Annotated in this window: 33 protein-coding genes, 1 other RNA gene and 2 pseudogenes; 13 read left to right on the top strand and 23 right to left on the bottom strand. The window is 37.0% G+C overall.

Going from position 1 to position 20884, the window contains the following annotated elements:
• Window positions 1-12: 12 nt before the first annotated feature.
• The 21 genes and pseudogenes from ACZ5QH_RS18190 to ACZ5QH_RS18290 all read right to left on the bottom strand — a co-directional run.
• Window positions 13-1113, bottom strand: a pseudogene (locus tag ACZ5QH_RS18190) (phage head morphogenesis protein); the annotation flags it as partial.
• Window positions 1079-2554 carry a DUF4055 domain-containing protein gene (locus ACZ5QH_RS18195; protein WP_303578026.1) on the bottom strand — a complete coding sequence of 492 codons (1476 nt, stop codon included), beginning with the start codon at window positions 2552-2554 and terminating at the stop codon, window positions 1079-1081. The pseudogene ACZ5QH_RS18190 and the gene ACZ5QH_RS18195, both read right to left, overlap by 35 nt.
• Window positions 2551-4047 (bottom strand): terminase, encoded by a 1497-nt coding sequence (locus ACZ5QH_RS18200; RefSeq protein WP_464016757.1) that lies wholly within the window; start codon window positions 4045-4047, stop codon window positions 2551-2553. Before ACZ5QH_RS18200 ends, ACZ5QH_RS18195 begins: the two co-directional genes overlap by 4 nt.
• A 9-nt stretch (window positions 4048-4056) precedes the next feature.
• On the bottom strand, window positions 4057-4617 hold the full coding sequence (locus ACZ5QH_RS18205; protein ID WP_303577950.1) for a terminase small subunit: 561 nt from the start codon (window positions 4615-4617) through the stop codon (window positions 4057-4059).
• 310 nt (window positions 4618-4927) lie between these two features.
• A complete protein-coding gene (locus ACZ5QH_RS18210; RefSeq protein WP_410549116.1) occupies window positions 4928-5176 on the bottom strand; it encodes a hypothetical protein in 249 nt (82 codons plus the stop codon).
• Between the two features lie 123 nt (window positions 5177-5299).
• Window positions 5300-5473 (bottom strand): hypothetical protein, encoded by a 174-nt coding sequence (locus ACZ5QH_RS18215; RefSeq protein ID WP_303577951.1) that lies wholly within the window; start codon window positions 5471-5473, stop codon window positions 5300-5302.
• A gap of 268 nt (window positions 5474-5741) precedes the next feature.
• Window positions 5742-6110, bottom strand: a complete 369-nt coding sequence (locus ACZ5QH_RS18220) for a hypothetical protein (RefSeq protein ID WP_303577952.1) — start codon at window positions 6108-6110, stop codon at window positions 5742-5744.
• A gap of 124 nt (window positions 6111-6234) precedes the next feature.
• Window positions 6235-6408 carry a hypothetical protein gene (locus ACZ5QH_RS18225; protein WP_303577953.1) on the bottom strand — a complete coding sequence of 58 codons (174 nt, stop codon included), beginning with the start codon at window positions 6406-6408 and terminating at the stop codon, window positions 6235-6237.
• 415 nt (window positions 6409-6823) lie between these two features.
• Entirely contained in the window at window positions 6824-7375 is a 552-nt protein-coding gene (locus ACZ5QH_RS18230) for a hypothetical protein (protein ID WP_275059614.1), read from the bottom strand.
• A 9-nt stretch (window positions 7376-7384) separates the two neighbouring features.
• Complete coding sequence (locus ACZ5QH_RS18235) at window positions 7385-7534, bottom strand: hypothetical protein (protein ID WP_303577954.1); 150 nt, start codon at window positions 7532-7534, stop codon at window positions 7385-7387.
• Window positions 7531-7927, bottom strand: a pseudogene (locus ACZ5QH_RS18240) (hypothetical protein). Before ACZ5QH_RS18240 ends, ACZ5QH_RS18235 begins: the two are co-directional and overlap by 4 nt.
• Window positions 7914-8300: a hypothetical protein gene (locus ACZ5QH_RS18245; protein ID WP_303577955.1), complete on the bottom strand. Its 387-nt coding sequence runs from the start codon at window positions 8298-8300 to the stop codon at window positions 7914-7916. Before ACZ5QH_RS18245 ends, ACZ5QH_RS18240 begins: the two are co-directional and overlap by 14 nt.
• The gene (locus tag ACZ5QH_RS18250) at window positions 8293-8733 is read right to left on the bottom strand and encodes a hypothetical protein (protein WP_303577956.1); all 441 of its coding nucleotides are present in this window, start codon (window positions 8731-8733) and stop codon (window positions 8293-8295) included. The genes ACZ5QH_RS18245 and ACZ5QH_RS18250 overlap by 8 nt, the downstream gene beginning before the upstream one ends.
• Window positions 8730-8972 carry a helix-turn-helix domain-containing protein gene (locus ACZ5QH_RS18255; protein ID WP_303577957.1) on the bottom strand — a complete coding sequence of 81 codons (243 nt, stop codon included), beginning with the start codon at window positions 8970-8972 and terminating at the stop codon, window positions 8730-8732. Before ACZ5QH_RS18255 ends, ACZ5QH_RS18250 begins: the two co-directional genes overlap by 4 nt.
• Complete coding sequence (locus ACZ5QH_RS18260; RefSeq protein WP_303577958.1) at window positions 8969-9175, bottom strand: hypothetical protein; 207 nt, start codon at window positions 9173-9175, stop codon at window positions 8969-8971. The genes ACZ5QH_RS18255 and ACZ5QH_RS18260 overlap by 4 nt, the downstream gene beginning before the upstream one ends.
• A gap of 39 nt (window positions 9176-9214) precedes the next feature.
• Window positions 9215-9775, bottom strand: coding sequence for a hypothetical protein (locus ACZ5QH_RS18265; RefSeq protein WP_464016758.1), 561 nt, complete (start codon window positions 9773-9775; stop codon window positions 9215-9217).
• Between the two features lie 5 nt (window positions 9776-9780).
• Window positions 9781-10452: a hypothetical protein gene (locus tag ACZ5QH_RS18270; RefSeq protein WP_464016759.1), complete on the bottom strand. Its 672-nt coding sequence runs from the start codon at window positions 10450-10452 to the stop codon at window positions 9781-9783.
• The gene (locus tag ACZ5QH_RS18275; RefSeq protein ID WP_303577961.1) at window positions 10445-11227 is read right to left on the bottom strand and encodes a YdaU family protein; all 783 of its coding nucleotides are present in this window, start codon (window positions 11225-11227) and stop codon (window positions 10445-10447) included. The genes ACZ5QH_RS18270 and ACZ5QH_RS18275 overlap by 8 nt, the downstream gene beginning before the upstream one ends.
• Window positions 11220-11519 (bottom strand): hypothetical protein, encoded by a 300-nt coding sequence (locus tag ACZ5QH_RS18280; protein WP_303577962.1) that lies wholly within the window; start codon window positions 11517-11519, stop codon window positions 11220-11222. Before ACZ5QH_RS18280 ends, ACZ5QH_RS18275 begins: the two co-directional genes overlap by 8 nt.
• A gap of 46 nt (window positions 11520-11565) precedes the next feature.
• Window positions 11566-11946, bottom strand: a complete 381-nt coding sequence (locus ACZ5QH_RS18285) for a transcriptional regulator (protein WP_303577963.1) — start codon at window positions 11944-11946, stop codon at window positions 11566-11568.
• A gap of 8 nt (window positions 11947-11954) precedes the next feature.
• Window positions 11955-12146 (bottom strand): Cro/CI family transcriptional regulator, encoded by a 192-nt coding sequence (locus tag ACZ5QH_RS18290; protein WP_303577964.1) that lies wholly within the window; start codon window positions 12144-12146, stop codon window positions 11955-11957.
• Between the two features lie 102 nt (window positions 12147-12248).
• On the opposite strand from ACZ5QH_RS18290, the gene ACZ5QH_RS18295 reads away from it, so the two are divergent.
• From ACZ5QH_RS18295 to ACZ5QH_RS18350, 12 genes are all read left to right on the top strand, one after another.
• Window positions 12249-12992, top strand: a complete 744-nt coding sequence (locus ACZ5QH_RS18295; protein WP_303577965.1) for a S24 family peptidase — start codon at window positions 12249-12251, stop codon at window positions 12990-12992.
• A 69-nt stretch (window positions 12993-13061) separates the two neighbouring features.
• Complete coding sequence (locus ACZ5QH_RS18300) at window positions 13062-14021, top strand: ATP-binding protein (RefSeq protein WP_303577966.1); 960 nt, start codon at window positions 13062-13064, stop codon at window positions 14019-14021.
• Between the two features lie 19 nt (window positions 14022-14040).
• Window positions 14041-14367 (top strand): STAS-like domain-containing protein, encoded by a 327-nt coding sequence (locus tag ACZ5QH_RS18305; protein WP_303577967.1) that lies wholly within the window; start codon window positions 14041-14043, stop codon window positions 14365-14367.
• On the top strand, window positions 14348-14812 hold the full coding sequence (locus ACZ5QH_RS18310) for a hypothetical protein (protein ID WP_303577968.1): 465 nt from the start codon (window positions 14348-14350) through the stop codon (window positions 14810-14812). Before ACZ5QH_RS18305 ends, ACZ5QH_RS18310 begins: the two co-directional genes overlap by 20 nt.
• A 202-nt stretch (window positions 14813-15014) precedes the next feature.
• Window positions 15015-15203, top strand: a complete 189-nt coding sequence (locus ACZ5QH_RS18315; RefSeq protein WP_303577969.1) for a hypothetical protein — start codon at window positions 15015-15017, stop codon at window positions 15201-15203.
• Window positions 15200-15511: a hypothetical protein gene (locus tag ACZ5QH_RS18320; RefSeq protein ID WP_303577970.1), complete on the top strand. Its 312-nt coding sequence runs from the start codon at window positions 15200-15202 to the stop codon at window positions 15509-15511. The genes ACZ5QH_RS18315 and ACZ5QH_RS18320 overlap by 4 nt, the downstream gene beginning before the upstream one ends.
• A complete protein-coding gene (locus ACZ5QH_RS18325) occupies window positions 15508-15795 on the top strand; it encodes a hypothetical protein (RefSeq protein WP_303577971.1) in 288 nt (95 codons plus the stop codon). The genes ACZ5QH_RS18320 and ACZ5QH_RS18325 overlap by 4 nt, the downstream gene beginning before the upstream one ends.
• Window positions 15796-15804: 9 nt before the next feature.
• Complete coding sequence (locus ACZ5QH_RS18330) at window positions 15805-16308, top strand: hypothetical protein (RefSeq protein ID WP_303577972.1); 504 nt, start codon at window positions 15805-15807, stop codon at window positions 16306-16308.
• Window positions 16295-16918, top strand: a complete 624-nt coding sequence (locus ACZ5QH_RS18335) for a hypothetical protein (RefSeq protein ID WP_303577973.1) — start codon at window positions 16295-16297, stop codon at window positions 16916-16918. Before ACZ5QH_RS18330 ends, ACZ5QH_RS18335 begins: the two co-directional genes overlap by 14 nt.
• A complete protein-coding gene (locus ACZ5QH_RS18340) occupies window positions 16915-17130 on the top strand; it encodes a hypothetical protein (protein ID WP_303577974.1) in 216 nt (71 codons plus the stop codon). Before ACZ5QH_RS18335 ends, ACZ5QH_RS18340 begins: the two co-directional genes overlap by 4 nt.
• Window positions 17127-17324 carry a hypothetical protein gene (locus tag ACZ5QH_RS18345; RefSeq protein ID WP_303577975.1) on the top strand — a complete coding sequence of 66 codons (198 nt, stop codon included), beginning with the start codon at window positions 17127-17129 and terminating at the stop codon, window positions 17322-17324. The genes ACZ5QH_RS18340 and ACZ5QH_RS18345 overlap by 4 nt, the downstream gene beginning before the upstream one ends.
• Window positions 17321-17494, top strand: a complete 174-nt coding sequence (locus ACZ5QH_RS18350) for a hypothetical protein (protein ID WP_171252532.1) — start codon at window positions 17321-17323, stop codon at window positions 17492-17494. Before ACZ5QH_RS18345 ends, ACZ5QH_RS18350 begins: the two co-directional genes overlap by 4 nt.
• Here ACZ5QH_RS18350 and ACZ5QH_RS18355 read toward each other — a convergent pair.
• Window positions 17491-18636, bottom strand: coding sequence for a tyrosine-type recombinase/integrase (locus ACZ5QH_RS18355; protein ID WP_303577976.1), 1146 nt, complete (start codon window positions 18634-18636; stop codon window positions 17491-17493). The genes ACZ5QH_RS18350 and ACZ5QH_RS18355 overlap by 4 nt on opposite strands.
• 193 nt (window positions 18637-18829) lie before the next feature.
• Window positions 18830-19188: a transfer-messenger RNA gene (ssrA, locus tag ACZ5QH_RS18360) on the bottom strand.
• A gap of 130 nt (window positions 19189-19318) precedes the next feature.
• On the opposite strand from ssrA, the gene glpK reads away from it, so the two are divergent.
• Window positions 19319-20800, top strand: coding sequence for a glycerol kinase GlpK (glpK, locus tag ACZ5QH_RS18365; RefSeq protein ID WP_034614061.1), 1482 nt, complete (start codon window positions 19319-19321; stop codon window positions 20798-20800).
• The last annotated feature ends 84 nt before the right edge of the window (window positions 20801-20884 follow it).

Consider the following 20884-nt stretch of genomic DNA (forward strand, 5'->3'; position numbering starts at 1 on the left):
TGAAAATTTGAACACTGACTCAAAGCCTTTTTCATCCAACTTGCGCAATTCATCAAAAGTGAATTTTTGACCAGACAGTGGATCAACAAACTTATCAATTGGAAATCCACCCTCTTTATAGAGTTTGTATTTAACAGGACCTAACCATTCTTTTTGAAAAGACTCATCTTGTCGATTAAACCAATCTTTATAGGTCGTATTCGCATCAACTTGTCCAATCATTCCATCTCGCTGATCCTTGGGAATATTTTTAACTGAGCGTTTATCTGCAACAAAAGGCCGCAAACCCTCCAACGTTCCATCTTTCTCACATCCGACCTGAACAGTTCTACAACGGCGGTGATAAGGAGGTTTTTGATGGCCAACACCAACCAATTGGACACGACCATCTTTTACAGCACATCCAAAACTTGTTCGACCATCTAAAGTTGCGACATCTCTTGTATATTCAAATCCTAAAGCCAACCACGTCTGCAAATAAACATCATTGCTTAAATGTGCTCGGGCTGTACGCACTTCAGCATCAATTGCATTTCGTGATTGATTAAGCAATCCATCTGCATAATTTAGCTTTTTAGTACCTTTTATTCTTTGAATAATTTGTTTATTTGTCTGACCTAAATTCACACCATCACGAATAACATATTCAGCTTTCTTTCGAATACTCTCAGCAACAGTTGGGAAAATATAATCTAATAATTGACCACCTGCATAAGGAGTTTTCTTTGATTTTTTGAGTAAATTAGCTCCATTAATCTTGGGTACTTTTTTACCAGCCAACTTATAAATATATGCCGATTCATACGAAGCCAAAGCAATCATCGAAATATCAAGAATTTCAGGAAGAACAGTAGAAATTGACTGCTGCCAACCTGCCATGACTCCCTGAAATTCTTTCAATGACGAAGTAGAGTATTTAGCACTAGCTAAACTAGTCTTCTCAGCTTCATTTAAATCATCGAGCAAGTCGCGAAGCTTATTTAACGCTTGGATAGATAAAGCATCGAAACTTTTTAAGATTTCATTGACCGAGGTAGAGGAAAGACGTTGAAGATAAGAATTATGTTGATTTAAGGCATCAAGTATTGCTTGCTCTATCAGTTGATCTTTCATCATCTACACCTTGATATGGCTGATAACCAACTAGTGGCTTACTCATCCGATATTCTTCAATCTTCTTCTCAATTTCTTCCCACTTTGCATCTGAGAATGTTCCAGTTTGCTCATATTGATAAAGAATTTCAGGGGGCAAAAGATCACCTTGGACCATCTCTAAAATCAGTTTTGAACGTTCAACACTGTATTTTTGCTTATTAAAATCTTGAGAAATAACATAGGTCAGCTCATCTGGCTTTATATCGTGATCAGGCAAGGCAAACTTGGCACACCAACGTAACGCCATTTGTAATGCTTCGCTGATATTAGACACGGCTAGTGAAACAACTGAATGCTGTAAAGAGTCCTCATTATCTGCTTGTGTAGCAGTTTTATTAGCAGAACCCACCTCAATTAAGCGAGCACCCATTTCTTTCATTTGTACCCATTTATCTGTCATTAATTGCTTGGCCAAGTTATTTTCACTCGCTTGTGAAATTTCAACTTTTGTTGGAAATCCATTGCGAGCACCAATCGCTAACTTGTCCTTTTTAATGATTTCATATTGATCAGGGGTAATATTCGGCATAGAAACAATAGGCTGCCCAACAATGAACCCTGATTCTTCAACATCTGCAGAATTACGATAATGAGCAAGATTTAAATCAGCCAACTCAAGCAACGGCGGATTATTAATTTCATCTGTATTATCTATCGCACCACAAAATGTAAAAGGAATATAGTTCCAATGCTTACCGTGATAATCCGTAGGGTAATAAAGCGGTCCAGCTTCAAAAATTTGTTTTTCATTCCGCTCATAAAGCTGTACTGAATAAACAAAATCATCCTGACCTTTGTGTAATCTCAAAACACGGTACTGGGTATCACTTGTACGACCAAACCCATCATCATCAAGCTTTGAAATATTCTCTTCAATCACGACCAAAGATAGTTTTTTCTGATTTCCCACAATGATGAAATCCCAATTAATAATGGATTGGGCTTTCAATGTGTGAATCATTGGGAATGCATTCTTTTGCTTATCTTCAGCCCTATTTCGACTAGGCTCAACTTGAGGGAAATCGACATAAATACCACAACGATAATGCTTAAAAATCAATCGCAGCATTTGTTGTGAACTTTGATAAATAGATCGTCCTGCGCCATCTGCATTTCGCTCTAAATACTCAAGCTCATCTGGTCTTTTAAAATCAGGTAACTTATTAAATGCTGAGCCAATATGACTAATTAAAGTTCGACCAGTCGCACCATAGAAAACCGCTCGATCTAAATACTCTTTATAACGATCTTCATCCCCATCACCAAAAGTGACAGGCACTGGTAAATATGTTTTACCCTTTTTCTTAATTGCATCCTGACCATCACAAACATCATCAACTTTATTCCAGGTATCGATGTTTTTAATATATTCAGGATGCTTTGAAGTTACACCTGTCATCTTCTTCTTCCAAAAATTGGTATATCGAGAGTTGTTACTGGTTTTGGTTTATTCATCGCTACACCAAACATGCGGAATGCATCAGCACCATGAGAGGTATGATCATGCAGAGGTTTATCTTTCCAACACCCTTTTTTGTCATCCCACTCTTTACGATAGTTTTCTAAATGAGAAATACCTTCTTCACACTTGGTTTCATCAAACTCACAGTATTTAAGGATCTCACGAGTCTGTTCTATACCATCCATCACACCTATGCTTTCCACTACTTCAAATCGTACGGAATAGATTTCACCATCGATTTCATAACCTTCTTTAGCGATATCTAGACGAGATTTAGCATCACCTGTTAAAGAACGGTTTTTGATGTCGTGTGGTGCGTAGTGTTTTGAATATGTGTAGCCTTTATCTTTCAACACTTTAAAATAATGTCTTAAGCCTTCACCCGAGTTTTCGTAGTAATCAATGATTTGATAACATTCATCAGATATTTTCCTGATAAACCAAATTGCCATTGAGTCTGAAACGCCTAAATCCCAAAAGGTCATTACTGGCAAATGATCATTACTTGGTAATTCGCCTACTCGACCATTTGCATATAAGAATTTGAATTGCTTCTTGTAATACGCGCCTTCAACTGATTGCTGAAATGCTTCTTCAGGAATACTCGGATATTCTCGTTTAATATCATCACCCAAAGTCTTTTCTTTGGATGCATACCATGACTGTTGTTCAGGTGTAGTGTGAATATTGTGCTTAACTTTTAAATCTGAGAAGTATTCCCTTAATCGTTCCGATATCTCTGTTGCTGGGATTTGATATTCAGAGTTCTTCCACCATGAGAAGAAAAAGAATTTCCACTCTAATGGGTTTAAAGTTTTACCTTGAAGTTTTAACTTTTCAGCGTCTTGGCAATATTGATAGAAATAACCACTGCGTCCTTCTGCAGTACTTTCAAGAGTAATACGACCACCAAGTGGAACAGCTTCAAATGCACCAGTAACAATCTCTTTTGCTTTATCAGGATGCTTTGCACAAATCTTCCCAAATTCTGAAACATGCAAGCTGTATAGCGTTCCACCACGAAATGAAGTTGAAACAGTAACGGAGCCACCTTTCTTGAATACAATTTCACTGGTTGTTTCTTTGATAACTTTATTCGCCTGCTTGACATCATCAGTTAAGCGGTCATAAGCATATTTGGTCTTATTACGAAATAGGCGCTCTGCATCTGGCAAAGTATGTGCGATCAAAGCGCAATGCTTGTGATGAAATAGAGCTAGATCTAACTGAATAATGCAAACTTCTGTAGTGAAACCAAGCTGACGAGCTTTAAGAATGACATTTCGGTCATGCATACCATCAAAGTATTCTAATTGCTCAGGTGTCATTTTAAATCTGACACATTTTCCGTTTTTATCTTCTACAAAATAAAGATTATTTAAGCGCCAGAACCGATTTTTAAGGAGTTCTCTTCGTTTATTTGAGAGCATTTTACCTCCTTAAAGATCTTCATCTCCTATCTCATCCATAACATCTGAAATAGTTTTAACTGTAACTAAGCCTGTAAGCTCAACTTTATCTTTGAACGCCCCAACACTTACATGTTTACCAATCAGTTCAAGGTTCTTAATCTTGTCAGGCCATTTGATTTTTTTAAGCCAGCCTGATTGCTCACGATCCTCTCCAAAGCCCTCAAATTGCTCAATATTTTCAATATTGGAAACATATTGACGCCAAATTAAAGGCCACTCACCAATTGGTTTGAAGTTGTAAGAGTCATCCATAATGTCTAAAACGTCCATTTGATCTATCTCAACCAAACGCCTTAAAACATAATCCGCATCTACTTGGGTACGCTCCAATCTTTGAGCACTTAAATATGCAACTCGTTCTTGAACTTCATCACGTTCAAATGCTCTCCATGAGGTACTCTTATCCGCATATCCGGCTAACTCACCAGCTTTAGCAATGTTCAAGCACTTTAAGTATTCTTGTGCTAACCGTTCACGGCGGTCATCTTGTAGTGGCTCACTCCCTTTCGCAAGCTCAATATCCTTCATAAATGAATCTCCCAATTGATTAACTTCAAATCAAAACTTATAATTATTAATGCAGGAGCAAGGACTTCCCGATGGCTTGATGATTCAATGCACAGGGTTCCTGCCGTTAGGAAAGTGTATTTACACTCCTATTGACAGAAGCAGTAACCAGTCTGTAGTCAATCGAAAGAACGAAGGACGCCACCCTAAAAAGAATCACGGTAACTGTGAAATCTTTATTAGAAGCCCAATTTATGGGCTTTTATTTTTTCTGCATTACTTTCATCACCCAATAAAAAACCTCCCAGAGGAGGTTTATAGTCTTAGCAAATTATTCTTTGCATTTTACAGTCAAGACAGAAGCCTTGGTACTTACAGGTATTACCATTCCCATATTAACTGCGTTGTGATTATTGGTTATTTGATTATTATTTATTTCTTCAAATCCTTTATCTTTACATATTTCTTCTGCTTTCTTTACTAACTTATCTCTCAATGCTGCTCTAGATCCAAAGGCATTGCTTTGTGCATGCAACATATAAATCCCAGGTTTAATTTCTGCTACTGTAGGAGGAAACATTTGTAAACAGCCTGTTAATGATAAGGTCATCATTGAAATTAAAAACACTAACGCAAGATTTTTCATTTTTTACACATTTAAAAGATAACAAGCGCGACAAAGTAAAATATTTTTATCGTCTTATCAATCACTCAGCACAACTCTCAAATTCTTAATCTGTTCTTTTAATCGAATCATCACATTGTCTATTGCGATTAATTCACTGTGTCTCAACCCTGAACGGCTAAGGTTTTGATACTTAGACAGCTCAGCACTGCAAAGCTCTAAGTCTTTTCTATCCTGTACTGTGTCTGTCATAGCTTTCCTCTAGGCATTTAAAAACCCCTTGGAAGGGGTTTTAAGATTAATTAAGACATTCTTGTTCAGAGGGGATCAGGAACACAACAATCAACCTATAGTATTTTTTAACATTTATTCAATTTTGTGTTTACTACCTTGTAGAACAATTTAGTTCAAATTTACTATTTATTGAATTTATGTGGCATCAGTCACTTTCTCACCATAAAGAAATCTGATTATTCCTAAAAGTATTGGCAGAAGATTTGTTTTATTCAATTCTTAGAATTTATAATAAATCATCAATAAGATCACCATTTAAGCAATTATTCAAAATTCTTTGCTCAAATCCGCTAATCATTATTCCCTTCTCAAAATCAGTTTCTTTGATATTTTCTCTATGTGCTTCAGTTGCCATCTTATTGAATAATATTTCTATTTTTGATTTAGAGTCTTCAGAATTATTCGGATATATTTCGTGGAATTTCTTGAAAGATTGTTTTTCAGTTTCAAGTGTTACACCTGCCTGCCTTCTCTCCATAATTTTTCCAGCTTGAAAACTGAACCGCTCACAAGATGACTGAAGAACACTAGTATTTGAATAAGCAATACAACTATTTGAAGCCATAATACAAATTAGTAATAAATTTTTTTTCATTTTTTAATCAAGTTATTTGAATCATTCGATTGTAACAAAATTCATCATATACTTAAAACAAAAAAAGCCCACCTTTCGATGAGCATATACAATCTATCTAAATGAGGGATAATCCCTTATTTGATCATCCCTGCCTTGCCAGCTTCTCAGCCTCGACAAACGCATCATGAAAACTTACTTTATCTGAAAACCAAAACTTATATGTCTTTTGACCAATTACGATTGACTGTTGAAAGTAATCGTTCGGGCTTTTCTCTACAACTTGACCGTTCTGTTCGCCACCGATGCAAATATTCATGTGTTTTCCTATTTATCGGTGGGAGTGTAGCACTTTGATTGGTCTGAAATGTAAAAAGCCCACTGAAATGTGAGCTTTAAGTAAGGTTACAAACGCTATCTATAAAATACTAAACCTGAATTTAGACCACCAAATAGATACATTAATAATGTAAGAATAAGAAATATAGCGAAAAAAAACATTGCATTCAAAGAGTAGTACATAACTTTACTACCTTATTTAATAATTGTTTACATATTATACACGAGAAACAACATTTAACCTAATTACCCTCTCCCAACTTGTTTTTAAGCAAAAAAAATACCCACTTGATAGGACCAGTGGGCATGGAAATCAAAACTGTCTTGGTCTCGGATAAACCGTAATACGACCAGAATATGAATTAATATATCCTATTCCCATTATTTTGGGAAGCTTAATTTTTCACATCTTTATATGTCTGTTTTCTGTACTTTTCCACACCTTCAGATGCACATTTGATTGCGCCTTCAATTGATAGGATCATCATAGTTTCGTACTGCTTCCATGATTTTCTATACGCTTCATAATTCATTTTATTCTCGCCAATCCCTGCATAGTACAAACGCCCTTTAGCTGTAAAGTTATCTTCCATTGCTGGATTGATAGCAAAATCTAGGACCATACGAGCAATAAGTGAAGCCAAGTGCTTCAAGGTCATCTTATCAGGATCTTTCTTGCCGTCCTGTGCTGCCTCTTTAACCATAATCCCTGCTAAGTGGTTTAACAGAAAATCATAATCCCCTTTTGCATTCTCTCCAAAAATTACAATTGAAGTGATTGCCTTTTCAAGTGGTGTATCTAATGACGCAATAGCACCCAAGCGATCTTGATAGTCCAAAGGTTTCTCTCCTGTGCCTTTTGTCTCATCATTGAATTGTGGTGACTTAGCAGTGATGCCGTGAGTCAACCACTCGAATTGTTCAAACTTCTCTGCTACTGCGTTCATAATTGCCCCTTACTTAATTTTTCGACCTGTGCGCTGCTCAAACTCTTTAATTGCTTTATTTCTGTCTGCAATCATCAGTACAAAGAACAGGATCCCTACAAGTGACCCAATTCCCAAAATGAAGCAGAGAATTAATGCTAAAACTTCAAATACACTCATACCTTCACCTTCTTAATCGCTTCTTCAATCCAGCCAACAACAATCCCTTTCTTAACCTGTTCTGTAGTACCTCGAATCACTACCCATCCAAGAATTGCCGCTGCACTGTATTTTTCACAATCTGCTGAATACCCTTTGCCTCTTGTGTGACGACCACCTGAGAACACACCTCCCTCAACTTCGACTAGGATCGGATAGCCCTCGATACGAAAATCAGCTTTCCACTTCCGCTCAGGATGAAACTTAAACTCTTGCACATATTCGATTTTTTAAAGCATCAAGGTGACGGCATAAGAGCCGTTCACCTAATGATGGTTCATGTTTTTGTCTTGGCTTGAGGACTGACCTAGCAACTGGCTTAGATTGCGTTTGCCACCCTTTAGGAATTTGCATGCTCACCTCGCAAAGCTTCCAATGCGCATTCAATACTTCTTTGAAGTTTGTTTATGCATGCTTTTGAGTGATCAAATGAATCAAGATGCGCTATAGTTTTTGTCACCTTATCCAAATAAACAGATTTCTGAACAACCAAGTTTTCTATACAGTTCAATTGACTTTCAATCCGCTTGTCTTTCTCATCTATCTCAATAGCCTGTTTAGTAATAGATAAATTTTTATCATGCACCATCTTTGCTAATTGAGATTTAAGCTCTTCAACCTCAGCCTGTCGGGATTGTTGACCTGCTTTAAAAGAATCCCTTGAGGCTGGCAACACATAGTCATACTTAGCCCCATTTGTTTTCCACCACTCTTCAAACTTATCCATGACGTTCTGCCTCCAAACGGTGACCTGCTTTGATTTCGGATGGTGTGGCGTGACGATGAACCATGTAGCCACTTGAAAGCGATAATCTAAGCTTTCTACTGTCCGTAGTAATGCAAACCTTTCCTGAATCACAAAGCTCTTTAATTTCACGCACATCATCGTAAGCATAGGATTTGATCATCACGATTTTATCCCCCACCTTAAACTCTCGGCTGTCATGCTCTGCTATGGCGGTGCGGAGGTCGTCAATACGAATCATGCTTTCTATCTGACACTGAATTTCAGGTATGTGTGCGAATGTCTCATTAACCCAATGGCGACCATCATTCGAAACGTGTGTCATTTGCGGATGAAGAGGATCGAAAGCAATCTCCCTCGCTTTCTCAATCCCGCCTACTTTCTCAATCAATTGAGAGTTGTTTATAGTTGTCATAGTGCCACCTTAAATAATTCTTTTGCCTTGTCTGACGGTACATAGCCTTTCGGGGAACAGTTGTCCTTAATTAACCAACCTGCCTCAGCCAATTCGCTCAAGTGGCGCTGAGATGATCTAGGACTCAATCCAACCAATTGGATTAAATCATTTGTACCAATTCGTCTTTTATTGTTGACTGCAAAACTTATGATTTGTGCATAAGTATCGAAGTGTTCAACATGTGATTTATTTCTCACACACCCCCCCCTACGCTTTCTAACTCCAAAAACTTAACTACTTTCCAATTGTTATCCTCTTTGGCTATCTGACAGCTAAAAGAACAATCAATATCAGGCTCATCTTTGTAGCGACCCATCTTTGGATCTAATTCATCTAGAAAAATTGGACCATCATCATTTTTTAAAATTGAATGCCCGATTTGACGTTCAACTTTCGCCATGCGATCAAATGTGTCAGGGAAGTCTTTGCGAATCTTGTTCTAGTAACCCGCTCCACCTTTCACACAGCCAATGCAGTTATTGTTCAAATAACCAAGTTCATACATTTTCGGTATGCGTATGCCTGCATCTTGAAGCATTGCAAGACAATCTGCTTTTGTTAGATCAGACTCAATAAGCGGGAAGTACGAATCAAGACTTGGATTTCTTTCTTCAAAATCTTGAGCACGATCTAGTTCTGTTAAGTCATATCCAAATACATGTAAATCACCCTCGTTCTGGAATGTCCCTCGTGGAATTCTTTTAAGTTGAGTTGTACATGGCGCACCATTTACGCCCTTCAAATATCCTTTTTTGAACACTTCAAAAATAGAATTCAACCCGTATGGATAGCGTGGATTGATGACTTGAATAATCTCTTGACCAAACCATTGTTCACACTCTTTAAAAAAACGTTCGTTATCAAAGTGTTCTTCTATAATTGGACTATTCGCAATTACTACTGGCACATTAGGGAAAATCTTAGGCGCCTGTTCAAGCATAATTTTGGTTGCTACAGCAGATGCAGCACCACAACTGAACCAGCAAACAATTCGTTTCACTGCATTCATACCATCTCCCCTTGCATCATTGGCTTCACGACACCTCGAATTTCCATTTGAGCTTCTTGAAATGCATCCTTCCAAGACTTGCCAGTTCCCATAATTTTTGTAGTGAGATCAGCAATAGATTTCTGCTCATCCGTTAGATTTGATTTGTAAGTCTTAGGAATAGACTTTACTGGTTCTTTTGAGCCAATCATCACTGGTGGTACATACCATTCCTGTTGTTTACCCAATGTTTGAGCTTTAGCAACATAATCCTCATACAGCGTTTTGAACTGCTGATAAGCTGATTTCATATCGCCTTGAACAACCATCCAATAAACCGAATCCCAAGCAAGCTTTGCCAATTTCGTAATTTTCAAAGTTGATTTAATTAAGTCCGCTTCTGATTGATTCGAATAATCACAAGCACGCTGCCAAGCCTCTTGAGCTGTTTGCCATGAGCCTGACACACACCAAGCTCTAAACTCTGCGATATCAGGACAGAAACGACTTGAATACAATCGAGCCATACCCTGTCTAAACTGGTCATCACTCAGGTTCATCAATGCACCACGTACGATCATAATCATTGCTTGAGCATCAAGGTTTTCGTAACGCTTCTTGAACTGTCCACCAAACAAAGCTTGTAAAGTTTGAAGCAATTCATCCTCTTTGGTGATCACATTAAGCATGTCCCACCTCCTCAATCAGAACCGACTTTTTTGGGGTTATATCAATTGGCTCCTCAAATGTTTGATTGAGTTGTTGAGCAAAGCCTTGATTGTATTCGGCCCAAGAGTTTTGATTTTGATTAACAGGTTTAGCTGTCTGCTCCTTCTGCTGATTTCGAACAATCCATTGAACAAACTTAACCAATGCTTTGTTGTCAGCCATGTGCTGATCTGCGTAATACAATTCAAACTGAGGCTGTAATTCGTTGATGTATTCCTGATCTATTGGTTTAGATCCAGTTTTCATCAAATTCACATTCACGAACTCAAGATCAAACGTATATTTATATTGGTTACTGGTTATTGGTTTATGGTTATTGGTTATAGGTTTATGGTTGCCTTTTTCGTGGGTTTCATCTGATAACCCATCATTAACCGAATCAAAACCACTATGGTTTTCTAAGTTACTGTTTTTCTTAGGTCTGCCTCCTAATTTTCCATTAACTCGATTGGAAATATTTTTTTCCTTGTATGTGGTGATTTCTTTTTCGCAGCGAGAATTTTTTAAATAATTTTCTTCCGCAAAGAAAAAATCTTTAAAAACTGTTTCTACTGCTTGGGTTTGAATTTTCCCTTTTGCACGTAATAAACGGAAAACTTCCTTCATATCATTTGGGAATGGCTTTTCATTCAAGTAATACCAATCCAATGCACGACGGTAGAAGCATTCTTCTACTGGTGATAGATGTGAGGTATCACGCATGAAGTCGCCAATGTGATGTAGATATTTATGCATTTTCACCATCCATTACTTTAGGTTCTTCATAAATCCAAAGAGTACGACCAGAGCCATATCGAACTGAGAAAACACCTGTCCCTTTTGTCCTAATAATCACACCCAAGTCATAAGCACATTGCTTTTCAGTGATTTCATGTCCTTTCGCCAGCATTCGACTCACAACACCTTTTGTATAAGGTCGCTTGCCTTGGGCTTTTGCATCTTTGACGCATTGCAAAACGTTTATTTGTCTTTCTGAAAGACTAGATGAATTGTCATCTTTGGTTCGTTGTGCTAAATTTGTTTTCATATTCATTGGTCCCATAATTGATGAATTAAAAGCCTGATCTCATCCATCAGGCTTTTTCTATTTCGTTGTAGCCAAGTTCAATATCGATTCCAAAATCATCAATATCATCTTGAAAAAGATCATCCACAGAATTAAGTCGTCCCATATATCCCTTGGCCATAGCCAATAAAGCTGCAAGTTTTTCCTTATGAATTAACTTGTATTTCTTTGGAACGATTTTTAATCCCATTGCATCCAAAGCTGCGCAAGTGTTTTCAAAGTCACTCAAGCCGTTGCTTTTCTTATCATTTTTCATTCTTGAAAATGTGGTTGGATCAAGCCCAATTGACTCAGCAATCTGCGCATTGTTAGTGCTTGCAAGAACGCGCATAACTCGTGAAATGCTATTTCTAGCGCTTGCAGACAATTCATTTAATACTTTGCTCATGGTGGTTCCTAAGCAGAAAGTGCTTGTAAGTTGGCTTTTAACTTGCCTTTGGTTAGAACTTGGATTCTTGCTTGTGTATCTACAGGAATTCCTTTATGACGCCATTTGCTAATGGTTCCTCTAGTGACCCCAAGAATCGTTTTCGTAAGTTGAATATCGTTTTCAACTCTAAAATGCATTTTTAAATCATCAACTGTCATGGTTTACCTTTATAAACTTTTTAGTTTCCATTAGTAAACCATAAGTTTATTTCTAAATCAATATGTATGTTTACTATAGGAAACATTAAAGAGGATGTTTTTATGAGCACTATCAGTGATCGAATAATTCAAAGAATGACTGAGCTAAAAATTCGACAAGTTGATTTAGTTGAAGCTACAGGTGCAACAAAAGGCGCAGTCTCAAAATGGGTGGCTGGGACTAATATCCCTAAAGCTGAATTTTTGTCTTCTTTAGCAAACGTGCTTAAGACTTCTCAAAATTGGTTATTAACTGGCGAAAATGAGCCAAAGAAGAATAACTTTAATATGCAAGAATTTATGGATAAACATGGGTTAACACGAAAAGAAGAATCTTCATTCGATGTTAACGATATCCATGAGCCTACTGTTGTTGACTATGAAATTGAAAATGGATTTATTTGGATAGATGTAGTGGAAGCAAACTTTTCATGTGGTACAGGTGAATCAATAGAATTTCATTTTGATGTTATTAATGGAAAGTTTCCCTTCCCTCCATCATTTTTCCAAAAAAAATATGTTGATCCTAGATGCATGAGAATTATTAAAGCTAAGGGTGACAGCATGTCTGACTTTATTCATGACGGCGATCTAGTAGGAATTGATATTTCTCAAACTGAAATAATAGATGGTGAAATTTATGCTGTTTATTTTGAAGGTGAAGGCATGATTAAGCAGATATTTAAAGAAGAAGGTGGAAAACTAAGTCTTCACAGCCTTAATCCTAAATATCGTGATCGTGAAGTTAGTGAAATCAACGGGTTGAACTTTAAAGTAATGGGGCGTCAATTTTGGCGAGCAGGTTAAATAAATTTAATAGTTTGAATATATTTGACATTAAACATAAAAAATTATTTTTCCAAATAACGAGGGGTTATGAAAAAAATATCTGAAAAGGAAAGAAAGCGAATTCAGCTTTTGAACTTAAAAAAATTAAGAGCTTCTGTATGTATAAATAGAACCGTTTATCATCTAGCTCTTCCTGAAAAGGTATCACTTTTTAATAGGAAGTTTAGAACTAATGTTTTAGATAATATCAATAATATTAAGGCAAAAAGTAAATCAAATCAGTGTTGCTTTGTAGATTTTAAAAAAGTTAATACATTAATGCCAGATGGTACAATTCATTTTTTACATCAACTGGATAAACATCCAAATTTATTATTAAAGGGACGAGCCTCAAATTCTCCCATAGTCAAAGGAATGCTAAGCAAATTAGGCGTACATACTCGGATGCAACTTCCTAACTTCGATTACAAACATCAATTTGTAGATAGATGGTATTCAATGAGTGGGGAAACTGCAGATTTTGGGGAGGAATTTGTGCAAATACAGGATGCTCTTCAAGAAGTTCTAATGGATGAAGATTCTGAATTTATTGTGAGTACAGCAATTTCAGAAGCAGTATCAAATGTAGTTCATCATGGTTATGCAAAAGAACAGAAATATAGAAAATGGCTATTATTTGTAGGAATAACTAATGAAAGGTGCGATATTATTATTTCTGATTTAGGTCAAACAATCCCTAAAACAGCTCCCAAAAGCCTAGGTGAAAAATTTAAAGAAACCATAAACTTTAAATGGTCTGAAAAATCTGATGCTGAAAGAATCGAATATGCTACATCTTGGCGCAAAAGCTCTACAAATCACTCTCATAGAGGCAAAGGATTTGATAATATTATTCAGGTTAAAGAAGTAAGGGATGATACAATTATTCATGTATTAAGCAGAAAAGGAGCCTGGTCATCAACTTCAGGTAAAAAATCCTATTCTGACCCTGTAGACGGTACAATTGTTTACTGGAGTATCCCTATTAACCCTGCTAGTCCTATTTAACCATTTAGGTGTAAATCAAATGACAATTTCAATAAATGTTGGTGAGGATTTTTATCCGAGACCTGCAGGTCGATTTTACGAAGATGGTAGTCATTCTGGACAAAGGTTTCGTGAGGAATATTTACTACCTTCAATAAATAAACTTGCTGAAGGTGAAAAACTACATGTTGATTTTTCTACTGTCACTATGGCTGGGTCTTCTTTTTTAGAAGAGAGTTTTGGTGGATTGATTCGTAAAAGAAAAATTTCAAGAGAAAAGCTACTAAGTATTTTAGAGGTTACATCGAAGAGGAAAATCATCATAAAAAGAATCTATGAGTATATTGATGATGCAAGACCTGAATGATCCAAAATTATTTTTTGCTTTTTTAGGTTTTGTATTTGCTTTAGTTAGTTTCTTTTACAAAAATCACGAAACTAACCAATTGAGAACCCTAAAAAATATTTCTGATAATATTAAAGAAATCAATAAAATATGTATTGATGTCTTCTCCATTCAAGAAATAGATGATAGTACTTATCATAAAGTTTCGATGCATTTGGATATGGTGCTATTAGATTTAAAAACTTTCCCAACAGGTAAGTTTTACAATTGTAAGGTTTGCATGGCAGAAAATAGAGAAAGAGTTATTGATTTAGTGGAAGATTATAAAGATTTAATTTTTTCTGATACACCCATCGAGAACAAATCAATAAATATTAAAGAATTTAAAGAAGCAGAGAAAAGACTTGTAGATATAATTCAGAAATCTGTTGAAGTGTTACAGAGGATTGAAAGTTTTCTTCCATGAATTGATTTATCAGAGAACCCACTCAGTGTGGGTTTTCTTTTATCAAAAATAATTAATAGTTTCCAAAAATAAAAATAAAGTTTCTTTAAATAAACTTTTTATTGACAATAAAGTTTCCCTTGGTAAACTAAATGCATCAGATAACAAAAAAGCACACCGACCGTCAAATCAAATGTGCTTTTACTCAGAGAGTGAGAACATTATGCAAAAGATACAAACCAAAAGTCAAACAGGACGGCTATACCAGCACCCAACTCCTGAAAATACAATCAAAAATAAGAAATCAGGCTTGCTTATCCCTGCCCTTATCGTTATCGCAATGTGTCTTGCAGGTGTAGTTAATTGCGCAGGCTATCAAAATGCAGTCGCTAAAATGGGGGTTAAACAATGAATATGCCCCTACTTACACTGCCAGTAGTCATCAAGCCACCTTTCAGACTTGACGAAATCAGTTTAGATCAAGGTCAAGCAGACTTCTTTACTGAGAATGATGAGTTTTGTTTGGAAGTGAAATTTAATGCTCGTTACTTCAAAGATGGGGATGGCTTTCAAACTTGGAAAGATGCAGATATTGAAGAACTTTGCGACATCAAAGCATATAACGAAGATGGCTTACTCGATCATTTTTATATTAATCCACAAAATTGGGATGTTCTAAAAGAAGCTATCGAGCAAGAAGTTCAGGAGAGATTGTTATGAAACTCTATGAAATTGAAGTTTCGCGCTTAAAAGCAAAAATTAAGAAAGCCATCAAGCAATTAAAAATAACCTGCACTTCGTATGGCTTTGAAACTTTAGATTTATCTGAATCAGTTTGGATTCACAAGATAGAAAACAATGAATTGGTTTTTAGTAAATCAGTTCTATTAGATGCCAGTAAGCATCAAGACAGTTTACAAATTTATGTTTTAAACCAACAACTTGAAAAAATTAATGAAATTAAAACTTTCGTTAAGTCAAGTGTTTATGAATTAGTGGCTTAGGAGAAGAAGATGAATGCTCAAACTCAAGGCACGCACTGGCGCAGACTTGTAAATACAAAGTATTTAGGCGCATACAGCCTCCCAGTTAATCAAGATTTAACTGTAACGATTCGCTCAGTAAAAAATGAATTAGTTGAAGGTGATAAGGGTCGAAAAGATCATTGTATTGTTGCTCAAATTGTTGGTAATAAACCTCTAATTCTCAATAAGACAAACTGTAAAACTATTGAAAAAATGTATGGTCCAGTTATTGAGAATTGGGCTGGCAAACAAATAACGCTTTACGAATCAACAACTCGAATGGGAGGTGAAATGGTTGGATGTTTACGAATTAGATCAAACGTACCAAATGTCGAAAAAGTATTGCATCCAATTACCCCGCAGCAGTTCGACAAAGCGCTAAAAGCAGTTGAGACAGGTCATTACTCCATTGATCAAATCGTTGCTGGATATGCCTTAACTCAAGACCAGCTTAGCCAATTGAATGGAGTGAAGAAGAATGAAACTAATTAGAGCTTCATCGATGGGGAAGATTATGCCCTACCCTGAAAAAGATACTTTAAGCAGTGGCGCATATACATATCTTGAGTGCTTAGCGTCTCAAGTGGCTTTGGAATGGGATGAGGATTTAAGTTTTAACATGGTCGAAAAAGGACGCATCGTTGAGCAAGATTCTATCGATCTCTACAACAGTTATAACTTCACAAGTTATGTGAAAAATACTGAACGTAAAAACTCAGAACTAATCACCGGCGAATGTGACATCGATGATGTGGAAAACAGCCTAATCATTGATATCAAATCTTCTTGGTCTAAAGCAACTCACCCCTACCAATTGAAGCCAGGTGGTAAAACAGCGTATGAATGGCAACTCTTAGCCTACATGCACCTATGGGATAGAAATCAAGCTGAACTAGCTCATTGTTTAGTTGATACACCATACGAGTTGATTGGCTATGAAGATGAAAATCTGCATGAAGTAAATCATATCGACAAAGCATTACGTGTAACTACACTTCGTTTTGAGCGTGATGCAATCAAAGAAAAACAAATGTTGGCCAAAGCAAAAACAGCACAATATGTTTTGGCTGAATTACTTGATAAGAAAGGAATTGCAGCATGAGTAAACCAATTTCAAATGATGACATTGATTACATATCAGATTTAGCTGAACAGTTAGCTCCACGTGTAATCGGTGGGAATGGCTTTTCTGTTGAATTAGACGCAGATCAAACCACTTTGTTCTATCACATTCTTACTGATTTTATTGTGAATAATGAAATGAGTGATGATTTGCCAAAAGATATTCGGAAAGCATTGGGGGAAGTTGCGTGAAAAATCACATAGGTATTCGATCTAAACTCAAAGAGCTCAATGTAGAAATGATGTCTACGGTAATGCGTCGAGATCAATATCAAAAAGAAGGCAATGAGTTTGCATTTGATTTAATGCTTGGAAAGCTGGGAGAAATTTTGGCTCAAATTAAAATGTTGAAATGGGTTTTAGAAGAAAAGGAGCAAGGTTTATGAAATGGTACTCTATGACGCAAGTAGCGAGTGAATTGGGTGTGTGTCTAAATACTTTCAAAAAATACTATTTAGAGAAGTATCCACCTGATCAGGAATTTGGAGTTCAAAAGAAATATACAGCTTCAACTTTGCTAAGGATGAAAAAAGAAATATTAAAGGAAGGCGCTTAATTAGCGCCTTTCATCCAACGATCAACTTGTTCTGAATACCACTTCATCAACTCTACCCTTTCATCCCAATATTCAGCTCTGTTGTAAATACCGCGAATACGATCTTTGGGAACGTGTGCAATTTGGTACTCAATTACATCAGGTCTGAATAGTTTTGAGTTATTTGTGTGGGTAGAGAATAAAGATCGAAAACCATGTGTAACCATCTGCCCTGCATAACCATTTCGCTTAATGATTGCTAGAATACTTTCAGATCGTACATGCTCACCAGGATTGCGAGTGTGCTTGAAAATATATCCATAATCCGTCTTATGATCATATAGTTCTTTAAATAGCGTGTAAGTTTGATCAGTCAAAGGTACAACATGATCTCTACGCATTTTCATTCGAGATGCTGGAATCACCCACTGTCTATTTTCTAAATCTATTTCGCCACTATCCCAACGTGATTGAAGTAACTCAGAAATACGAACGGCTGTGTAACATGCGAGTTTAAGTGCGTGTAACAGTTCTGGTGTAACATTGCTATGTGTTACACGGTTCCAAAACCCAGGCATCTGCTCTGCATCAAGACTCGGCATATTACGAACGGTTTGCTGTGGGATAACGTCAGAAATCAAAGTACATGGATTTTTTTGCGTATAGTCTGAAGCAATAGCAAAGTTAAAGATTTCATTTAGTAATCGAAGTGAACGTTTTGCGGTTTCTAGTGTTCCCTTATTCACGATTTCTTTTACTTTCTTAACGATTATTTTTCTATCAACTTCATCAATCGGCTGATTTTTAAAATCTTCAGTAATATAGTTTAGCCTATAAATAACTGTATCTATGTACTTTTTACTGGACCAACGTGGCGTCATCAGTTTAAGCCACTCTTCAATCACAGCATTTACGGATGGTGAATTTAGCATCTTCCCTTGTGCTTCAGCTTTACACTGACGAGCTAACTGGCGGGCATCTTTGCACCCTAGCTCAGGGTATTCACCTAAATTCTTTCTAGTCTGTTTTCCATTTACCCGGTATGAAACGATCCATTTCTTTTTACCTGTAGGAAATACATCAACTGACAAGCCCTCACCATCAGCAAGTGAATATCTTTTTTCTTTTGGTTTTAAAGCTTTTACTTGTGAGTCTGAAAGCATAGTTTACCTGTTACACGCGTGTCACACCTGTGTAACATCATATAGTGATAGTGCGTGATTTTCAAATTGTGCTTGTATATGTCCATGATAGAAATTCAGGCATTAAAAAAGCCCTGAAACTGTTAAATTTCAAGGCTTTACAAAGCTTCATGATACATCGTATAACTAAGTGATAGATCATGATTTACAAATTTGGTGGAGATGGCGGGAGTTGAACCCGCGTCCGCCAACACTACACTCGAGAATACTACATGCTTAGATATCGTCAATTATTTTAACATTAAGTGACCCGACGAACAGGGTACAAAACGCGATCCTCTAAGTTTAGTATAAAGCCCCGAGGCTTGACTTTATACGGACTTGTGTGCGTGCGCTACAGTCGGGTCCACTGACCACAAGTATTCAGTGAAGCGGACAAGCTGCCCTTAGGCAGCTAGAGCGTAAGATTCGTCGTTTGCGACTAAAATATGCAAATTTGATTTACGAGAGAAAATGCGCTCTCGGCATGCATCTATGAGCTTCATCATCAGCGTCGAAGCCAATAACATCCCCAGATAACACGGCCATCATAACATAATTGTTGCAAATTAAGCAGATAATTCACTACATTTATATCAAATGATGCGCCTAGTTCTATAATTGCGCTACTATCACTATTTTTCAAGGGACAAATATAAAAAAGATGAGCTATTTACTCTCACTTGATCAAGGAACGACCTCTAGCAGAGCAATTATCTTCGATGAGCATGGAAAGGTATATGCCTCTGCTCAACGGGAAACCCAAATTAAAACCCCACATTCGGGCTGGGTTGAGCAAGATGCCATGGAGATTTGGACCACACAAATCACCGTCGTACAGCAAGCAATCGCATCAGCAAGACTATTGGCCAAAGACATTAAAGCACTTGGTTTAACCAACCAACGTGAAACCACAGTAGTTTGGGATAAGCGGACAGGGAAACCACTGGCCCCTGCCATCGTGTGGCAAGACCGTCGCGCTACAGACTGGTGCAATCAGTTAGTTCAAAACAATTTATCTGAAAAAATTCACAAAAAAACAGGATTAAGAATAGATCCTTATTTTAGTGCTGGAAAATTGGTTTGGTTATTGGAAAATGTACAAGGCTTAAGAGCACTGGCTGAACAAAATCATGTAGCATTCGGTACAGTCGACAGTTGGTTGATTTGGAATTTAACCCAGGGTTCCGAGCATGTCATCGAGGCAAGTAATGCTTCACGTACCATGTTGATGGATTTAAAAACACAACAATGGGATGCTGAATTAATTGAATTATTTAATATCCCAGCGAGTGTTCTGCCTAAAATCATTCAATCCGATTGTTATATTGCCAATACCGCCACAGGTCTTCTTGGCGCGGAAATTCCAATTTGTGGCGTATTAGGGGATCAACAGTCTGCACTCTTTGGGCAATCATGTTTTGAAGCTGGAACAGCCAAAAACACCTATGGGACAGGCTGTTTTATGCTGTTCAATACAGGAACAGATATTCAATATAGCAAAAATAAATTACTCACCACCTTAGCATGGAAGTGCCAAGACCAATCTCATTATGCATTAGAAGGCAGTGTATTTATGGCTGGTGCGATTGTGCAATGGTTAAGAGATGGTTTAGGAATTATCAAAAATAGTGCTGAAGTTGAAAAGTTAGCTTGCCAAGTTGACACTACAGATGGTGTCGTTTTGGTTCCAGCCTTTACAGGTTTAGGAGCGCCACATTGGGACAGTGAAGCGCGCGCTTTACTCTGTGGAATGTCACGTGGAACCAATAAATCACATATTGCCAGAGCTGCCTTAGAATCCATTGCATTCCAAGTTTCTGATGTATTAACTGCAATGCAATCGGATATCGCACAGCCCTTAAAACAATTGCGTGTGGATGGTGGCGCAAGCCAAAATGATATGCTAATGCAATTTCAGGCAGATATTTTAAATGTACCTGTGCTACGCCCTAAACTTTTGGAATCTACCGCTTGGGGTGCTGCTGCATTGGCAGGATTAAAGGCAGGTGTTTTTAATAATCTCAGTGAAATTTCCGAATCTTGGCAATTAGATCGTGCTTTTGAGCCGAAGATGAGCGCAGACCAAAGACAATATCATTTAAGCTTATGGAATGGTGCTTTGCAGCGCGCGAAGTCCAATTAACAATATCCAATTAACAACTCTGCTTAGAAAAGCTTGGCTAAAATTAAAGATAAAATTCAAGATAATTTTTAGCCAAGCTTGCTC

The organism is Acinetobacter sp. Ac8, from assembly GCF_055392545.1.